Source organism: Novosphingobium marinum (genome assembly GCF_013408095.1).
Taxonomy (GTDB): Bacteria; Pseudomonadota; Alphaproteobacteria; order Sphingomonadales; family Sphingomonadaceae; genus Novosphingobium; species Novosphingobium marinum.
The window spans coordinates 715,138-731,603 of the sequence record NZ_JACBZF010000002.1; the positions used below are offsets into that span (position 1 = coordinate 715,138).

Annotated in this window: 17 protein-coding genes and 1 riboswitch; of the genes, 3 read left to right on the forward strand and 14 right to left on the reverse strand. The window is 66.9% G+C overall.

Features of this window, described 5'->3' with window-relative positions; translation table 11 throughout:
• Positions 1-11: 11 nt before the first annotated feature.
• Entirely contained in the window at positions 12-539 is a 528-nt protein-coding gene (locus FHS75_RS08245) for a hypothetical protein (RefSeq protein WP_179407194.1), read from the forward strand.
• A 94-nt stretch (positions 540-633) separates the two neighbouring features.
• Positions 634-1,191 (forward strand): hypothetical protein, encoded by a 558-nt coding sequence (locus FHS75_RS08250; protein ID WP_244959012.1) that lies wholly within the window; start codon positions 634-636, stop codon positions 1,189-1,191.
• Positions 1,192-1,219: 28 nt separating this feature from the next.
• On the opposite strand, the gene FHS75_RS08255 is transcribed toward FHS75_RS08250, so the two are convergent.
• Entirely contained in the window at positions 1,220-1,852 is a 633-nt protein-coding gene (locus FHS75_RS08255; RefSeq protein WP_179407195.1) for a trimeric intracellular cation channel family protein, read from the reverse strand.
• Positions 1,853-1,973: 121 nt separating this feature from the next.
• Between FHS75_RS08255 and FHS75_RS08260 the strand changes: the two genes are divergently transcribed.
• A complete protein-coding gene (locus tag FHS75_RS08260; RefSeq protein WP_179407196.1) occupies positions 1,974-3,653 on the forward strand; it encodes a dipeptidyl-peptidase 3 family protein in 1,680 nt (559 codons plus the stop codon).
• Positions 3,654-3,662: 9 nt separating this feature from the next.
• Here the strand turns inward: FHS75_RS08260 and FHS75_RS08265 are convergent, their stop codons facing one another.
• The 13 genes from FHS75_RS08265 to FHS75_RS08325 form a co-directional block, all read right to left on the reverse strand.
• The gene (locus FHS75_RS08265; protein WP_179407197.1) at positions 3,663-3,803 is read right to left on the reverse strand and encodes a hypothetical protein; all 141 of its coding nucleotides are present in this window, start codon (positions 3,801-3,803) and stop codon (positions 3,663-3,665) included.
• Entirely contained in the window at positions 3,800-4,264 is a 465-nt protein-coding gene (locus FHS75_RS08270) for a hypothetical protein (RefSeq protein WP_179407198.1), read from the reverse strand. Before FHS75_RS08270 ends, FHS75_RS08265 begins: the two co-directional genes overlap by 4 nt.
• A gap of 105 nt (positions 4,265-4,369) precedes the next feature.
• Positions 4,370-5,059: a PepSY domain-containing protein gene (locus FHS75_RS08275; RefSeq protein WP_179407199.1), complete on the reverse strand. Its 690-nt coding sequence runs from the start codon at positions 5,057-5,059 to the stop codon at positions 4,370-4,372.
• Positions 5,060-5,078: 19 nt separating this feature from the next.
• Positions 5,079-5,504 carry a VOC family protein gene (locus FHS75_RS08280; RefSeq protein ID WP_179407200.1) on the reverse strand — a complete coding sequence of 142 codons (426 nt, stop codon included), beginning with the start codon at positions 5,502-5,504 and terminating at the stop codon, positions 5,079-5,081.
• Positions 5,501-6,286, reverse strand: a complete 786-nt coding sequence (locus tag FHS75_RS08285; RefSeq protein WP_179407201.1) for a hypothetical protein — start codon at positions 6,284-6,286, stop codon at positions 5,501-5,503. The genes FHS75_RS08280 and FHS75_RS08285 overlap by 4 nt, the downstream gene beginning before the upstream one ends.
• A 35-nt stretch (positions 6,287-6,321) precedes the next feature.
• Positions 6,322-7,731: a dihydrolipoyl dehydrogenase gene (gene lpdA / locus FHS75_RS08290; RefSeq protein WP_179407202.1), complete on the reverse strand. Its 1,410-nt coding sequence runs from the start codon at positions 7,729-7,731 to the stop codon at positions 6,322-6,324.
• A 10-nt stretch (positions 7,732-7,741) separates the two neighbouring features.
• Positions 7,742-8,980, reverse strand: a complete 1,239-nt coding sequence (gene odhB, locus FHS75_RS08295; RefSeq protein ID WP_179407203.1) for a 2-oxoglutarate dehydrogenase complex dihydrolipoyllysine-residue succinyltransferase — start codon at positions 8,978-8,980, stop codon at positions 7,742-7,744.
• A gap of 26 nt (positions 8,981-9,006) precedes the next feature.
• On the reverse strand, positions 9,007-11,817 hold the full coding sequence (locus tag FHS75_RS08300) for a 2-oxoglutarate dehydrogenase E1 component (RefSeq protein ID WP_179407204.1): 2,811 nt from the start codon (positions 11,815-11,817) through the stop codon (positions 9,007-9,009).
• Between the two features lie 40 nt (positions 11,818-11,857).
• Positions 11,858-12,145 carry a GIY-YIG nuclease family protein gene (locus FHS75_RS08305; RefSeq protein WP_179407205.1) on the reverse strand — a complete coding sequence of 96 codons (288 nt, stop codon included), beginning with the start codon at positions 12,143-12,145 and terminating at the stop codon, positions 11,858-11,860.
• Positions 12,146-12,194: 49 nt separating this feature from the next.
• Positions 12,195-13,085, reverse strand: a complete 891-nt coding sequence (gene sucD / locus FHS75_RS08310; RefSeq protein ID WP_179407206.1) for a succinate--CoA ligase subunit alpha — start codon at positions 13,083-13,085, stop codon at positions 12,195-12,197.
• Positions 13,086-13,377: 292 nt separating this feature from the next.
• Positions 13,378-14,340 (reverse strand): malate dehydrogenase, encoded by a 963-nt coding sequence (gene mdh, locus FHS75_RS08315; protein WP_179407207.1) that lies wholly within the window; start codon positions 14,338-14,340, stop codon positions 13,378-13,380.
• Positions 14,341-14,547: 207 nt separating this feature from the next.
• The gene (locus FHS75_RS08320) at positions 14,548-14,838 is read right to left on the reverse strand and encodes a hypothetical protein (protein ID WP_179407208.1); all 291 of its coding nucleotides are present in this window, start codon (positions 14,836-14,838) and stop codon (positions 14,548-14,550) included.
• Positions 14,839-14,947: 109 nt separating this feature from the next.
• Positions 14,948-16,066 carry a cell wall hydrolase gene (locus FHS75_RS08325; RefSeq protein ID WP_179407209.1) on the reverse strand — a complete coding sequence of 373 codons (1,119 nt, stop codon included), beginning with the start codon at positions 16,064-16,066 and terminating at the stop codon, positions 14,948-14,950.
• A 155-nt stretch (positions 16,067-16,221) separates the two neighbouring features.
• Positions 16,222-16,426: riboswitch (cobalamin riboswitch) on the forward strand.
• The last annotated feature ends 40 nt before the right edge of the window (positions 16,427-16,466 follow it).

The following is a 16,466-nucleotide window of genomic DNA, read 5'->3' on the forward strand; positions in this document are numbered from 1 at the left end:
GACCAGACGACATGAAGACCCTTAGCAAGATACTGGTCGGAACCGTGGCCGCCGGCGCTATGGCGGTCTCCACGGCAACTCCGGCCCAGGCACGCGACCGTGACGGCGGCATCGATGCCGGCGAAGTGATCGCAGGCGCCCTCGTCATCGGCGGGATCGCCGCCGTTGCCGCAGCGGCGAGCGACAACGACCGCGACCGCTGGGATTACCGCGACCGCCGCTACGACAGTCGCTACGACCGCGATCGCTACGGCTATCGCTATCGTGGACGCGGGATGGACCCGCGCGCGGCAGTCGACCAGTGCGTCCGCGCCGTCGAGCGCAGGGCGAGCCGCTACAGCTATGGCCGTGCCGAGGTTACCCGCATCACCCGCGTGCGCGACAGGCGCCGGGGATTCGAGGTAAGGGGCCGCCTGGCTGTCGATGAGCGCGGCTACGGCCGTCGCGGCCGCCGCGGTTACGATACCGGCAAGTTCAGCTGCGACGTCGAATACGGGCGCATCCGCGACCTCGACATCGACGGCATCCGCGGCTTCTGATACACGGCGAGGCGGTTCATGCTTGCGACAGTATGAGCCGCCTATTTTTCGACGGATGGGCGAGGCAGATCGCCTTTTCGAGGATCACGATCGCATGAAGAACTTCGTTTCGCGCCCGGCTGTGGCCATTGCCGCCGCCGCGGCGCTTTCGTTGACGGCAACGCCCGCAATGGCCCGCGGTTACGGCGACTGGCACCGCTATCGCCACCATCACGATCGGGGCATCGACGGCGGTGACGTTCTTGCCGGAGTGCTGATCATAGGCGGCATCGCGGCGATTGCTGCGGCCGCCAGCAAGTCGAGCCGCGACCGCAACGAGCGTGACTATCCGGGCCGCCCGCCGCGTCCCGGCGAGGACGACTGGCGCGACTACGGCGACGACCGCGACGACCGGGATCGCGACGACGACTATGCGCGCGGCGCGACCTCGCGCAGCCTCGATGCCGCTGCGGACGCCTGCGTCTTCGAAGTCGAGCGCGGCGAAATCCGGATCGAATCTATCGACAGCGTCGAGCGGACGCGCGTCGGCTACGACAACGTGGACGGCTGGGACGTTGCGGGCCGGCTAGAGGATGGCCGCGCCTTCGCGTGCACCGTCGATACCGACATGCGCATCCGGCGCGCGAGCGTCGACGGCCGGGCGGTCTACTGAGCCCGCCGCGACCGCCCCTTCGAGCCTCTCAGACCTGGCGTGCTCCCCCGTACGAGGGGAGCGCCAGCGACCATCGGATCGCCGCGCCGCGCAAGGCGAAGCCTGCCGCCGCGGCCACCGCCCAAGTGATCGCCGGCGACAGGCCAGCGAGGATACCCACGGCAGCCAGCGAAGCGGCAAGCGCGGCGGCGGTCACGTATAGTTCCGGGCGCATCAGGATCGAGGGCTGGCCCGCCAGCACGTCGCGGATGATGCCGCCGACGCAGCCGGTGACCACGCCCATCAGGATCGCGGGAACCGGCGGCACTCCGAAGCGCAGCGCCTTGATCGTGCCGAGCACCGAATAGGCCGCAAGGCCCGCCGCATCCGCCCACTCGATCAGGTTGCCCGATCCTTCCCACCACCGCCGGGGCGCGATCCACGCAACGATCGCGACGCCAAGGCACACCGGCGCGACGAGCGGGTCGCGAACCCAGAACACCGGCGCTCCGATCAGCAAGTCGCGCACCGACCCGCCGCCGACGCCGGTCACCAGCGCGAAGAACGCCATGGTCACGAACGTCTGCCGCAGCCGCGCGGCAAGCAGCGCGCCGGTCAGCGCGAAGATGGCGATCCCCAGAAGATCGAGCGCAGGGGGAAGGGCGGGCATGTCGCTGGGCATGGCGATCCCCATAATGCGAACCGGCACCGCGCGCCATCGCCGCATGAAGGCGCCGGTGACAGGCAACCCGGCGGCGGCTAGGCGGTTTCACAAGTGTACATAACCCAACGGACATTCGACGATGCGCAAAGCTCTCCTCCCGCTCCTCCTCGCCACTGCCGCGTGCACGCAGGCGCCGCCCATGGCCGAAGCGCCGCCGCCGCCCGCCGCGCCTGCCGAAGAAGCGCCGTACGACATGACGGCGCAGCGCGCGAAGCTCGCCATTATCGAGATGAACCCCGATACGAGTTACCTGACCGCAGAGGAGCGCGAGGTCGTCAACCTGCTCATCGAGGCGTCGAACCTGATGAGCGAGATCTACCTTCGCCAGCGAAGCCCGGACAACCCGGCGATCCGCGCCGCCATCGCGCGCAGCCGCCGCGCCGATGCGAACCTGCTGCTCGAGATGTTCGACCGCAATTACGGCCCCTGGGACGAGTTGCAGGAACTGCACCCTTTCTGGGGCAGCGACGCGATGCCCGAAGGGGCGGGCTTCTATCCCGCCGACCTGACGCGCGCGGAATTCGACGCATACCTTGCCGCCAATCCCGGCCAGCGCGCGGCTCTGACCAGCCCCTACACCGTGGTGCGGCGTGAAGGTGCGCGCCTCGTCGCGGTGCCCTATTCGGTCGCCTACCGCCAGTGGCTCGAACCTGCCGCCGCGCTCCTGCGAGAAGCATCGGCGAAGACGAGCAATCCCAGCCTGGAGCGGTTCCTGCGGCTGCGCGCCGATGCATTCCTGTCCGACGACTACTTCGAAAGCGAACTGGCGTGGATGGACCTGACCGGCACGCCCATCGAGGTCGCCATCGGTCCCTACGAGGTCTACACCGACCGCCTCTACGGCACGAAGACTGCGTTCGAGAGCTTCGTGACGCTCAAGGACCCTCAGGAGTCGGCCGCGCTCGACAAGTACAAGGGCTACCTGCGCGACATGGAAGCCAACCTGCCGATCGAGGACAGCTACAAGAATTTCCAGCGCGGCTTCGAAAGTCCCATCGCGGTCGCCGACCAGGTGCGCGGCGGCGGGGACAACGTGCCGGGCGTCCAGACCATCGCCTTCAACCTGCCCAACGACGAACGCGTGCGCGAAGCCAAGGGCGCGAAGAAGGTGATCCTGTCGAACGTGCTTGGCGCGAAGTACGACCGCATCCTCGATCCCATCGCCGATCACGCGCTGGTGCCTGCGCAGGCCGCGCTCGTGCGCAAGAAGTACATGCAGCTGTTCACGCTGTTCCACGAATTATCGCACAGCCTCGGCCCCGGCACGATCGAGGTCGACGGCACGCCGACGACGGTGAACGAGATGCTGCGCGACCAGTACTCGGCACTCGAGGAATCGAAGGCCGACGTCATGGGCGTGTGGAACATCCTGCTGATGATGGACAAGGGCGAGGTTCCCGTGGCCGAGAAGCCGCAGCTCTTCGCCTCGTACTTCGCCGGTCTGTTCCGCGCGATGCGCTTCGGCGTGCTCGAGGCGCACGGCAAGGGAGCGGCGCTGCAATACGGCTATCTCAAGGACAAGGGCGCATTCCGCTGGGACGCGGGCGCACGGCGCTACGTCGTCGACAACGCGCGGATGGAAGCTGCCGTGCGCGACCTGCTCCACGACCAGCTCATGCTGCAGGCGCGCGGCGACTACAACGGCACCGTCGCCTTCTTCGACAAGTGGGCGAACCTCGACGCGCAGGCCGAGGCGGTGATCGCCTCGATGGACGACATTCCGGTCGACATCCTGCCGGTCTATCCCGACGAGGTTTGAGGGGAGAACTCAGGGCGCGGGCGTGGCGGAAACCTTGACCGTGCGCGGCGTTAGATAGCTTACCGCATTTCCGTCCGCGTCGGTGCGGACGCTTGCGGTCTCGAACAGGCCCGCCTTGCAGATTGCCGCGCCGATCTTGGCATTTTTCATTCCTGCTGAATGGCAGTCGGCGACTCGTCCCGTAGGATCCACGTCGAGGACCAGATTGACAACAGCTTCCGCAGCCCCGTCCGGCAGGCCGGCAACCGTGACAGTAGCGTCGACACCCTTGCGCAGTGCGCCGACGCGGTCACCTTCCTCGTTGCCCGGAAGATAGAGCGGACAAGTACGGTGTCGGCGAAGAAGCGCGTTGTTCCTGTTGCGTCTCTGGCCGACTTCATATCTCTGGCCGATAGTTTCGAGCAGATCTGTCCGGCAAGCCGTTCGTCACCAAAAGTCTGCTGTGGCTTGCAGGAGATCACCCGACCGGCTGGGTCGACGACCACGTCGACAAGCGCGGCTGCGGATTTCTCCTTGCGAATTGCCCAGTCGGGATAGTCTGTCGCCCCCGCTGCTCCAGACACGTCGGGTATGAAAAATGCTGCGGAAAGCATAAATGAAATCAGTGGCAAGGTAATTCCCCGTTCGTCTTCGGCGTGCGCACGCTATCGCGTTACCGATTTATCTCAATGAGGTGATTTTGATAACCTATAACCTCATCCGAGGTCGGTGCCCCTTCAGCTTCGCCGCAGGCTCCGGCGGCGGCGGAACAGGAGGATGAAGCCGATGAACGTGCCCCCCAGGGCCACGGCGGCGAAGGCGATCAGGATGGGGTGATGCGTGTCCTCGCGGGTTTGCAGGTCCATGATGTGAAGACCCCAGGCGAAATCGAACACGCGCCAGAAGGGTGTTCGCACCGCTGAAATCTCGGCGCTTACGGGATCCACGTAGACATGCGTCCCGTCGCGCAGCGTCGCCTGCCAGATGTCCTCTGCCCGGCGCCAGTCGAAAGGAGGGGAGGCGGCCTTGTGGAACGTCAGCGAGGCAAGGTCGCGCCCGCCGACGATCCGGCTTGCGACGACCGCCCGGATTTCCACGGACGAGGGTCCGGGCAATGTCTCGCCGCTGGCCGGATCGAACCTGATGCGCCGTCCGTCCGCCGCCTCGATAACTCCGAACGGACCGTCCGGTCCCGGCATCAGCACGATGCGCCGCGCCGGTATGTTCACGGGCACGCGAAGGCTCGCGCCGGGCGCGATCACCGCTGCCGGGATGTCCCGTCGCAAGTGGTTGCCGCGAACTTCCTCGATGGGCCGCAAGGTCATCAGCAGTCCCGTCGCCGTCCACAGGATCAGCGGAACGCCGATGAGCCAGCCCAGCCAGATGTGCCAGCGCGCCAGGCTCCGCATCGCTTTTCCGTTACGCATCGGCATGGCTTGTCCTGTCTCAGTCCGTCGCGAACAGTTGACCGGGATCGGCGAAGGCCTTCATCTCGATTGCGTTGCCGGAAGGGTCGCGGAAGAACATCGTCGCCTGTTCGCCAGGCTTGCCGCGAAAGCGCACGTGCGGTTCGATCTCGAAATCGACCCCGGCAGCGGTCAGCCTGTCGGCGAGTGCCTGCCAGTCCTCCATCGACAGCACGATGCCGAAGTGCGGCACCGGCACGTCGTGGCCGTCGACCGGGTTCGCGCCGGCGGCGGGCGCGGCCATGCCGTCCACCCGGTGCGCGACGATCTGGTGGCCGAAAAAGTCGAAGTCGATCCAGTCGGCCGCGCTGCGTCCTTCGGGGCAACCCATCGTCCCGCCCCAGAAGCGGCGCGCGGCTGCAAGGTCGTGAACAGAGAAGGCGAGATGAAACGGGCGAAGGGTCATGATCCTTCCCGGGTACGCAGTCCGAGCGCGAATGCAAAGCCGAGGATCGACGATGCACCGTATCCGATCAGCGGGGCCGGGTAGCTCGACATCAGCGCCATCGTGCCGAACCCGAACAGCGCGCCACCGAGCGCGAACCGTTCGACGCGCGGCAACGGGACCGCGAAGATCACGAGCAGGAACGCGGCGGCGAAGCTGGCGGCAAGGCCGAACGCGATCCAGACCGAACGGAGAGCCGCGTCGGTCAGCACGTGCTCGACGAAGGGCTGGGGCGCCAGCGGCGGTCCGGCGGCCATCACCAGGCTGCTGGCGAAAGTGACGATCGCGACGAGACCGACCTTCCAGTCCCGGCTGACGTGATGGATGCCAACCGCCGCGATGGTGAGCGCGAACCCGCTTGCCGCGTCGGGCTGGACAAAAGTGCCGAACAGCGCTGCGAGAAGGATCGGCGCGCATTCGTTCGGTGCGCGCGCGGCAAGGACCGCCAGCGCCGGGATGGCGAAAGCGCCGGTGTGCAGCACCAGCGGACCGAGCGGGAGCCAGCGCGCGACGCCGTTGATCTCGGGTCCCGTGATGCGCGGCATCGCTAGCAGCACGACGAGCGCCGCCGCCAGCAGCCAGATCGCGCGCGCCGCTTTCGGCCCGCGCCCGAACGCGGTCCACAGCGCGCCGACTGCGAGCGCCACGGCGTTTGTCGCGAGGTACCTGCCGGGCGCTCCCGCCGTCCACAGCCAGGCGAGCCCGGCGAGGACCGGGAGGGCGAGCGCGGCAAGGGCGGGCAACAGATGCCTTGCCCCGGCCGGCGTCGCCATCCGCGTCAGATGTGGATCGGCTTGCCGGTCACCGCCATTGCCGCTTCCTTCAGCGCCTCGGCGTGCGTCGGGTGGGCGTGGCAGGTATAGGCGATGTCCTCGCTCGTCGCGCCGAACTCCATCGCCTGCGCGGCCTGCGCGATCATCGTGCCCGCGACCGACGCGATGCACCACACGCCGAGCACCCGGTCGGTCTTCGCATCGGCGATGACCTTGACGAAGCCTTCGGGCTCGCGGTTGGTCTTGGCGCGGCTGTTGGCCATCATCGGGAACTTGCCGACGCGGACCTCGTGCCCTGCTTCCTTCGCCGCTTCCTCGCTGAGGCCGACGCCGGCGAATTCGGGCCAGGTGTAGACGACGCTGGGGATGACCGCGTGGTTCACGATGCCGGTCTGGCCCGCGATGTTCTCGGCGACGGCAATGCCCTCGTCCTCGGCCTTGTGGGCAAGCATCGGGCCGGGGATGACGTCGCCGATGGCCCAGACGTGGTGGACTTTGGTGCGGAATTCGTGGTCGGTCTCTATCTGCCCCCGCTGGTTCGTCTCGAGGTCGATGTTGTGGAGGCCGAGGCCCTCGGTATTGGGCCGCCGCCCGATCGAGACGAGCACGCAGTCGGCCTCGAGCTTCTCGGCATCGCCGCCCTTGGCGGGTTCGAGTGTCAGCGTGACCTTCCTGCCCTTCACGGACGCGCCGGTGACCTTGGTCGAAAGCCTGAGCTCCATGCCCTGCTTCTTGAAGATCCTGGCCGCTTCCTTGCGAACGTCGCCGTCCATGCCGGGCAGGAGCTGGTCGAGGAATTCGACGACGGTCACTTTCGCGCCCAGTCGCCGCCAGACCGATCCGAGTTCGAGCCCGATCACGCCGCCGCCGATCACCACCATGTGGTCGGGCACCTTGCCGAGCGCGAGCGCACCCGTCGAATCGACGATCAGGCCCTTGTCGTTGTCCACCTCGACGCCGGGAAGCGGGGTGACGCTTGAGCCGGTGGCGATGACCACGTTCTTCGCGCGGTAGTCCTTGCCGGCGACGTCGACCGTATGCGCGTCCTTGAACACGGCGTGGCCCTTCAGCCAGTCGACCTTGTTCTTCTTGAACAGGAACTCGATGCCGCCGGTCAGTTCCTTGACGGCGGTTGCCTTCTCGTCCTGCATCGCGCCGAGGTCGAGGCTGACCTTCTCGGCCTTGATGCCGAACTTGGCCATCGTCCCGTGCGCGGCCTCGTCGAACAGCTCGGAGCCGTGGAGCAGCGCCTTCGAGGGAATGCAGCCGACGTTGAGGCAGGTGCCGCCCAGCGTCTCGCGGCTTTCGGCGCAGGCGACCCTGAGGCCGAGCTGCGCGGCACGGATCGCGGCGACGTAGCCGCCGGGGCCGGCACCGATGACGAGGACGTCGTAGTCGAAGTTCTGGTCAGCCATTCGTATTCCCTCAGAGGTCGATCAGGATCCGGGCGGGATCCTCGATCGCTTCCTTCATGATCTTGAGCGCGGTCACCGCCTCGCGGCCGTCGATCAGGCGGTGATCGTAGCTGAGCGCGAGGTACATCATCGGGCGGATGACGACTTCGCCGTTCACCGCGACCGGGCGGTCCTCGATGCGGTGGAGGCCCAGCACCGCGGACTGCGGCGGGTTGATGATCGGGGTCGACATCAGCGACCCGAAGACACCGCCGTTGGAGATGGTGAAGGTGCCGCCTTTCATCTCTTCCATGGTGAGCGTGCCATCCTTCGCTTTCTTGCCGAATTCGGCGATGGCGAGCTCGATCTCGGCAAAGCTCATCGCGTCGGCATTGCGGATGACCGGGACCACGAGGCCGTTGGGCGCGGAAACCGCGACCGAGATGTCGACGTAGTCGTGATAGACGATCTCGTCGCCCTCGATGTAGGCGTTGGCGGCGGGCACGTCCTTCAGCGCGAGGCATGCGGCCTTGGCGAAGAAGCTCATGAAGCCGAGCTTGATGCCGTGCTTCTTCTCGAACAGCGACTTGTACTTCTCGCGCGTCTCGATGACGGCGGTCATGTCGCAATCGTTGAAGGTGGTGAGCAGCGCGGCGGTGTCCTGCGCGCTCTTCAGGCGCTTGGCGATCGTCTGGCGCAGGCGCGTCATGCGCACGCGCTCCTCGCGGCGCTCGCCCCTGGCGGCGGGGGCGGGCGAGGGCGACGGCGAAGCGGACGGTGCGGGCGCGGGAGCGGCGCCGCCGTCCTTCTTGGCCTGCGCCGCGGCGACGACGTCCTCCTTGGTCAGGCGGCCGTCCTTGCCGGTACCCTTCACCGAGGAGGGGTCGATCCCGTGTTCGAGCACGGCGCGGCGCACGGCAGGGGAAAGCACCGCGGCATCGCCCGTTTCCTCTCCGTCGGACGCGCGCGCGGCATCGTCGGAGGCGGCCGCCGGCTTGTCCTTCGCGGCGGGGGCGGGGGCCGAGCCGCCTTCGCCTTCCTCGATCATCGCGATCAGCGCGCCGACCTCCACCGTGTCGCCCACGGCGGCGATCTGCTCGCCCATGACGCCGTCGATCGGCGACATGACCTCGACCGCGACCTTGTCGGTCTCGAGGCTGGCGATGGGTTCGTCCTGCCTGACGGCCTCGCCGGGCTGCTTGAGCCATTCGCCGATGGTGGCTTCGGCGACGGATTCGCCGAGCGTCGGGACTTTGACTTCGCTGGACATTCGTTTTCCTTACCTGCCCGGTGCTATCAGGACTTCTTGCGGCGGATTTCGTCGCGCACGGAAATGCCGAGCGCATCGGCGACGAGCGCCGCCTGTTCGGAGACGTGGCGCGAGGCAAGGCCGGTTGCCGGCGAGGCGGCGACGTTGCGGCCCGCGTAGCGCACGCGGCCGACGTCCCTGCCGGCTTCGGCCAGCGCTTCCTCGATCTGGTTCTGGACGAAGAACCACGCGCCGTTGTTGCGCGGCTCTTCCTGGCACCAGACGACTTCCTCGAGACTGGTCATGCGGCCCATGCGGATCGCCAGCGGCTCGCCGGGGAAGGGGTAGAGCTGCTCGAGCCGCACGATGCTGGTGTTGTCGACCTCGTTCTCGCGCCGCGCCTCGAACAGGTCGTAGGCGACCTTGCCCGAGCACAGGATCAGCCGCTTCACGTCCTTGTCGGCGGGCGGCTGGATGTCGGAGAGGATGCGCATGAAGTGCCCCTCGCCGATGAAGTCGCTCGCGGGCGATTTCGCCATCGGGTGCCGCAGGAGCGACTTGGGCGTCATGATGACCAGCGGCTTGCGGAACGGGCGGTGCATCTGGCGGCGAAGCACGTGGAAGTAGTTCGCCGGCGTGGTGATGTTGCACACCTGGATGTTGTCGCCCGCGCAAAGCTGAAGGAAGCGCTCGAGCCTGGCGGAGGAATGCTCCGGCCCCTGTCCCTCGTACCCGTGGGGCAGCAGCATCACGAGGCCGTTGGCGCGCAGCCACTTTGCCTCGCCCGCAGCGATGTACTGGTCGATCATGATCTGCGCGCCGTTGGCAAAATCGCCGAACTGCGCTTCCCAGAGCACCAGCGTCTTGGGATCGGCCATGGCGAAGCCGTATTCGAAGCCGAGCACGCCGTACTCGGAAAGCGGGCTGTCGTAGACCTCGAACCTGCCGTGCGGCACGCTGTCGAGCGGCACGTACTTGTTCTCGGTCTCCTGGTCGACCCAGACCGCGTGGCGCTGCGAGAACGTGCCGCGTCCCGAATCCTGGCCCGAAAGGCGCACGTTGTAACCTTCCGAGAGCAGCGATCCGAACGCCAGTGCCTCGCCCGTCGCCCAGTCGAAGCCATCGCTCTCGTCGAACATCTTGCGCTTTGCATCGAGCACGCGGCCCAGCGTCTTGTGAATCCTGAGGTCGGCCGGCACTTCGGTCAGCGTGCGGCCGAGGCTGTCGAACAGCTTGGCCTCGATGCCGGTATCGACGTTGCGACGTGCGGTTTCGGGATCGACCGGCTTGTTGAAGCCGCTCCACCGCCCGGCGAACCAGTCCGCCTCGTTGGGCTGGTAGCTCTTGGCCGCCTCGAACTCGGCGTCTAGCTGTTCGGTGAAGTGGTCGGCGGTCTCCTTGAGGAAGCCGTCGTCGATCAGCCCCTCGTCCCTGAGGCGCGATGCGTACATCTCGCTCACCGGCGGATGCTTGCGGATTTTCGCGTACATCAGCGGCTGGGTGAAGCTGGGCTCGTCGCCCTCGTTGTGGCCGAAGCGGCGATAGCACCACATGTCGATGACCACGTCCTTGTCGAAGCGCTGGCGGTACTCGATCGCCAGCTTGCAGCAGAACGTGACGGCTTCGGGATCGTCGCCGTTGACGTGGAAGATCGGCGCCTGGACGCCTTTCGCGACATCCGAGGGATAGGGCGAGTTGCGCGCGAACTGCGGGCTCGTCGTGAAGCCGATCTGGTTGTTGATGATGAAGTGCAGGCAGCCGCCGGTCGCGTAGCCGCGGATACCCTGGAAGCCGAGCGTTTCCCAGACGATGCCCTGGCCGGCGAACGCCGCGTCGCCGTGGATCAGGACGGGCAGCACCTCGTCCATTTCCTTGAGGTCGTTGCGGAACTGGAGCGTCGCGCGCGCCTTCCCGAGCACCACCGGATCGACCGCCTCGAGGTGGCTGGGGTTGGGCACGAGGCTCATGTGCACCTTGATGCCGTCGAACTCGCGGTCGGTGGAGGTGCCGAGGTGGTACTTCACGTCGCCCGACCCGCCGACGTCGTCCGGGTTGGCCGAACCGCCGTGGAACTCGTGGAAGATGACCTTGTAGGGCTTGGCCATCACGTTCGCGAGCACGTTGAGGCGGCCGCGATGGGCCATGCCGAACACGATCTCGCGCACGCCGAGAGCGCCGCCGTACTTGATCACCGATTCGAGCGCCGGGATCATCGATTCGCCGCCGTCGAGGCCGAAGCGCTTGGTGCCGACGTACTTCTTGCCGAGGTACTTCTCGTACTGCTCTCCGCGCACGACCGCCTGCAGGATCGCCTTCTTGCCCATCACGGTGAAGTCGATCGACTTGTCGGCGCCTTCCATCCGCGATTGCAGGAAGCGGCGTTCCTCGACGCTGGCGATGTGCATGTACTCGAACCCGACGGTGCCGCAGTAGTTGAACCGCAACGTATCGACGAGCTCGCGCACCGTCGTCCATTCGAGGCCGAGATTGCCGCCGACGTAGACCTTCTTGTCGAGCTTGTCGGCGGTGAAGCCGTGCCATTCGGGCGTCAGGTCGCGCGGGAGAGCACGCTGGTGCAGACCGAGCGGATCGAGATCGGCGGCAAGGTGCCCGCGCACGCGATAGGTGCGGATGATCATCATCGCACGGATCGAATCGGCCGCCGCTTCCTCGAGCGAACCGGCGGGGATGGGCTTGCCCGCCTTCTCGGCAGACTTCGCGATCTCCGCCTTCAGCGTCGTCGGGTCGAGGCCCTGCGTGAGATCGTCGTCGTTCCCGGCAAGCGGCCAGCCCTCGCGCTGCCAGCTCGGACCCGGCTGCGGGTCGTCGGGGAAGAAATCGAAGCCTTCATTGCCCATGGGCGTCTACCTCAGTCGAGTCCCTGCGAAGGCAGGGACCTCATGGCTCGTTCGAAAGATGCATCGTATCGAACAGATCGATCCATCCCGGGTTCCGTTCCGCGATCCGCTTCAGCTTCCATTCGCGCCTCCGCTTCTTCATGCGAACTTCCGCCTTCCGCGCGTCCTCGAGCCTTTCATACCGCTCGAACCGGACGAGACGGCGACAATCGTACTTTCGCGTGAAGCCGGGCACCGCGCGCCGGCGGTGTCGCCGGACGCGGTTTGCAAGGTCCGACGTCACGCCGTCGGGACGGTTCGTCAGGATCTGGACGTACCCCGGTTTCACATGCCTCCTTCAACAGGACGAGGTCCCTGCCTGCACAGGGACCCAGGTGTCAGGCAAGCTCCTTGAGGAGCGCATCGAGAGTGACGCCCAGCTCGGAGGGCGAGGGGGAGACGCGGATGCCCGCATCCTCCATCGCCGCGATCTTGTCGTCGGCGCCGCCCTGGCCGCCCGAGACGATCGCGCCGGCGTGGCCCATGCGGCGACCCGGAGGCGCCGTACGGCCAGCGATGAAGCCCACGGTCGGCTTGCGGCGGCCGCGCTTTGCCTCGTCCTTCAGGAACTGCGCCGCTTCTTCCTCGGCCGATCCGCCGATCTCGCCGATCATGATGATCGACTTGGTTGCGTCGTCGGCAAGGAACAGCTCGAGCACGTCGATGAAGTTGGTGCCGTTCACCGGGTCGCCGCCGATGCCGACCGCGGTCGTCTGGCCGAGGCCGATGTTGGTCGTCTGGAACACGGCTTCGTATGTCAGCGTGCCCGAGCGCGAGACGACGCCGACCGAACCCTTCTTGAAAATGGAGCCGGGCATGATGCCGATCTTGCACTCTTCGGGAGTGAGGACGCCGGGGCAGTTCGGGCCGATCAGGCGCGACCTGGAACCCTGCAGCGCACGCTTGACGCGGATCATGTCGAGCACGGGAATGCCCTCGGTGATCGCGACGATCAGTTCCATCTCGGCGTCGATCGCCTCGAGGATCGAGTCGGCGGCGAACGGCGGCGGCACGTAGATGCACGACGCGGTCGCGCCGGTCGCGGCCTTGGCTTCGGCCACGGTGTCGTAGTTGGGCAGGCCGATGTGGGTCGTGCCGCCCTTGCCGGGGGTGACGCCCGCGACCATCTGCGTGCCGTAGGCCAGCGCCTGCTCGGTGTGGAAGGTGCCGGTCGATCCGGTCATACCTTGCGTGATGACCTTGGTGTCTTTGTTTACGAGGATGGACATGAGTCGAATTCCTTCGAATTGTTATTCTGGCGCTGAGCCCAAATCCTGCCCAGCGTGTATGTAACCGCGCCGATGATCAGTTGACCGACTGCGAGCCAGCCAAAATGTTGAAATAGAGGCGAGCTTGATTGAGAAAAGTCTATTGCAAGAGTCATTAACCCACCCATTGCAGCAGGAAAGCTGACCAGAAGGGCCAGCCACCACCACTTTCGCAATCCTGCCCAAAACACGAGGCCGATGTAAATAACCAGGCCTACCAACCCGAGCAATAAAACGAATAGTGATGGCTCCATCACTTCAGGCTTTCGTCGATACCCTTGCAGGCTTCGAGCAGTTCCTTGACCGCGTCGACCGAGACCTGGAAGTTCGACTTTTCCTCGTCGGTGAGGTCGATCTCGATGACCTGCTCGATGCCGTCCGCGCCGATCATCGCCGGAACGCCGACATAGAGGCCGTCGACGCCGTACTTGCCTTCGACGTAGGCGGCGCAGGGCAGGATGCGCTTCTGGTCGCCGAGGTAGGCTTCGGCCATGGCGATGCCGCTGGTGGCGGGCGCGTAATAGGCCGAGCCGGTCTTGAGCAGGGCGACGATCTCGCCGCCGCCGCCGCGCGTGCGCTTGACGATCTCGTCAATCTTTTCCTTGGTCGAGCGGCCCTGCGCGACGAGGTCGAGCACGGGGATGCCGCTGATCGTGGAATAGGACAGCACCGGCACCATCGTGTCGCCGTGGCCGCCGAGGACGAAGGCGTTGACGTCCTTGACCGAGGTTTCGAATTCCCACGCGAGGAAGGTGGCGAAGCGCGCCGAATCGAGCACGCCGGCCATGCCGACGACCTTGTTCTTCGGCAGGCCGGAGAATTCGCGGAGCGCCCAGACCATCGCGTCGAGCGGGTTGGTGATGCAGATCACGAAGGCGTCGGGCGCGTGGGTCCTGATGCCCTCGCCGACCGACTTCATGACCTTGAGGTTGATGCCGAGCAGGTCGTCGCGGCTCATGCCCGGCTTGCGGGCGACGCCGGCGGTGACGATGATGACGTCCGCGCCCGCGATGTCGGCATAGTCGTTGGTGCCGGTGATCCTCGCGTCGAAGCCCTCGATCGGACCGCACTGCGACAAGTCGAGCGCCTTGCCCTGCGGCAGACCCTCGGCGATGTCGAACAGGACGACGTCGCCCAGTTCCTTCTTCGCGGCGAGGTGCGCCAGCGTGCCGCCGATGTTGCCGGCGCCGATCAGTGCGATCTTCTTGCGAGCCATGATTCCGGGATGTCCTCTCTTCGAGCGGGATGGCATCGGACAAACGGCAGCCTGCATGTCCCGCCGCTTCGGCAGGTGCCCCAAGGTTCCGGGCTGCCCTAGGCCGCGCCGGAAGCCATTGCAACCGGGAAAAAGGCCAGTCCGGACCTATCTTTGCAAGCTATTCGCAATAGCAAGAATGATGCGGCGAGCGGCGCCGCGATGTGCCTAGAACCCGGTCGCGTCGGCCATCCGGCGGTCGAAGCTGCGACAGATTTCGAGCCAGCGGCGATAGCCGGCCTCGTCGCCTGCGAGAAACGCGTCCTCGGCATTCTTGCGCGCGACCTTGGCCGATGCCAGCCCGTGTTCGCCGAAGTGGCGCAGCGCGTCGATGAGCAGCGCGTTGCGCGACATGTCCCATCCATTGTCGTTCGCCGCCTTGCCGATCCTGCCTGCTCCGAGAGCACGGGCGACAGGGCGGGGGTAGCCGCGGGAAGCGGCGGCGAAGCGAATGGTCATGGCGGGAAATCTCCGTCTTGTTCCGGCGGTCGGCCATTCCAATAGCGTGCGGCGGCTAAGCCTTCGTTCGACGCTATGGTTGCCGCATTGTTAGCAACCGGGGCTGCGCTCAGTCACCGGGCCGGGCGATCCAGCGCCCGCTGTTGCGATACTCGGGGCGCACCTTCGAGGCTCCCGGCAGGCGATCGCGGCTCGCTTCGCTCGCGACGGGTTGCGGAGCGGCGGCGGGGGCGGTGGCGGCGGTCGCCTCGCGCTCTGCGGGCGGCGCCGCAAGCGCCGTTGCAGGTTTCGCATCGAAGGCGGCCTGGACCGCAACTGGATCGAGAGCGGCTGCGGCAACGGGCGCGCGGCGAAGCGGCGCCGCGGTCGGTTCGCCGCCCGCATAGGCGAAGCGGAACGCTCCCGGCCTGCCCGCCGCGCCGCCGAAGCGGTAGAAGCGGTGCGCGCCGATCGTGCCCATCGAGGTCAGGCTGCTCGCCCAGTACGGATTGACCTGGACGGTGTGATAATGCGTGGCGAGACCGGCGGGTGCGTGGACGTATCCGCCCAGAGCGGCGCGCGCCACGCTTTCGGCGCGCTGCCAGAACATGCGCGAGGGCTTGCGCGCCAGCGAACCGTCGCAGGTAAAGCTGAACTGGCAGCCCGTCCGCCGCTCAGACCCCTGGTAGACCACGCCGCAGACCGTGGCCGGATACGACGGATGCGCGACGCGGTTGAGCACGACCTGCGCCACGGCGCGCTGGCCGGTGTCGGGCTCGCTCGCGGCTTCGTAATAGACCGCCGCCGTCAGGCACTGCAGCGCGCGGGTGCGGTCGACGCCGCTATGGTCGATGCGCAGCGCGCTTGCCGCCGGGCCGACGAAGTTCGCGGGCCCGGGCCCGGCAGGCGCGGGCGCCTCTCCCGTTGCCGGGGCCAAATCGGGCACGGGTGCCGCGTCCTCCACGGCGAGGTAGTAGAAGGCCGATCCCGGAAAGCTCGATCCCGCCTGCTCGAACGGCATCGGCTGCACCATCGCCTGTGCTTCCGGGGCATTGCCGATCTGGAAGGCTTCCCATTCGCCTGGCGCCGCGAAGGCGGGCAGGGCGACCGCGCCGACCAGAGCGAAGGCCGCGCGCGGCGTCGCCCGCCGCCGCCTGTCCGCGCGCACGCTCACCATGCGCGAACGCCGGACCCGCGCGGAAAAATCGCGCGGCCTGGGTTCGGGCGGCAGGGTGAACGCGTCGGTCATTCGGCTCCTTCAATCGGCGCGCCTTGGCGCGTACCGGGCAAAGCCGCCCGCCGCACGCCCGCAGAAACGACCGTGCCAAGGCGGCACATCCCTTCAGCATAGGGTTAAGACGTTAACGATCTGCCGCGCTTGCGAAGCGCGCGGTTCGGGTCTATCGCGCGCTCCACGTCACGGGTTGCCCGTTTTCGCGGGCCGAAGAGGGAAGCGGGTGAGCGGGGCGATGCCTCCGCAAGTCCCGCGCTGCCCCCGCAACTGTGACCGGGGAGCGCGCCTCCATCATGCCACTGGCCCACGGCCGGGAAGGCGGCAGGCGAGCGACGATCCGGGAGCCAGGAGACCTGCCCGAGACGGTCGTTCCGCGCCGGGCGGGGTGTACCGGAATGCAGCGTGGTTCGTGCGC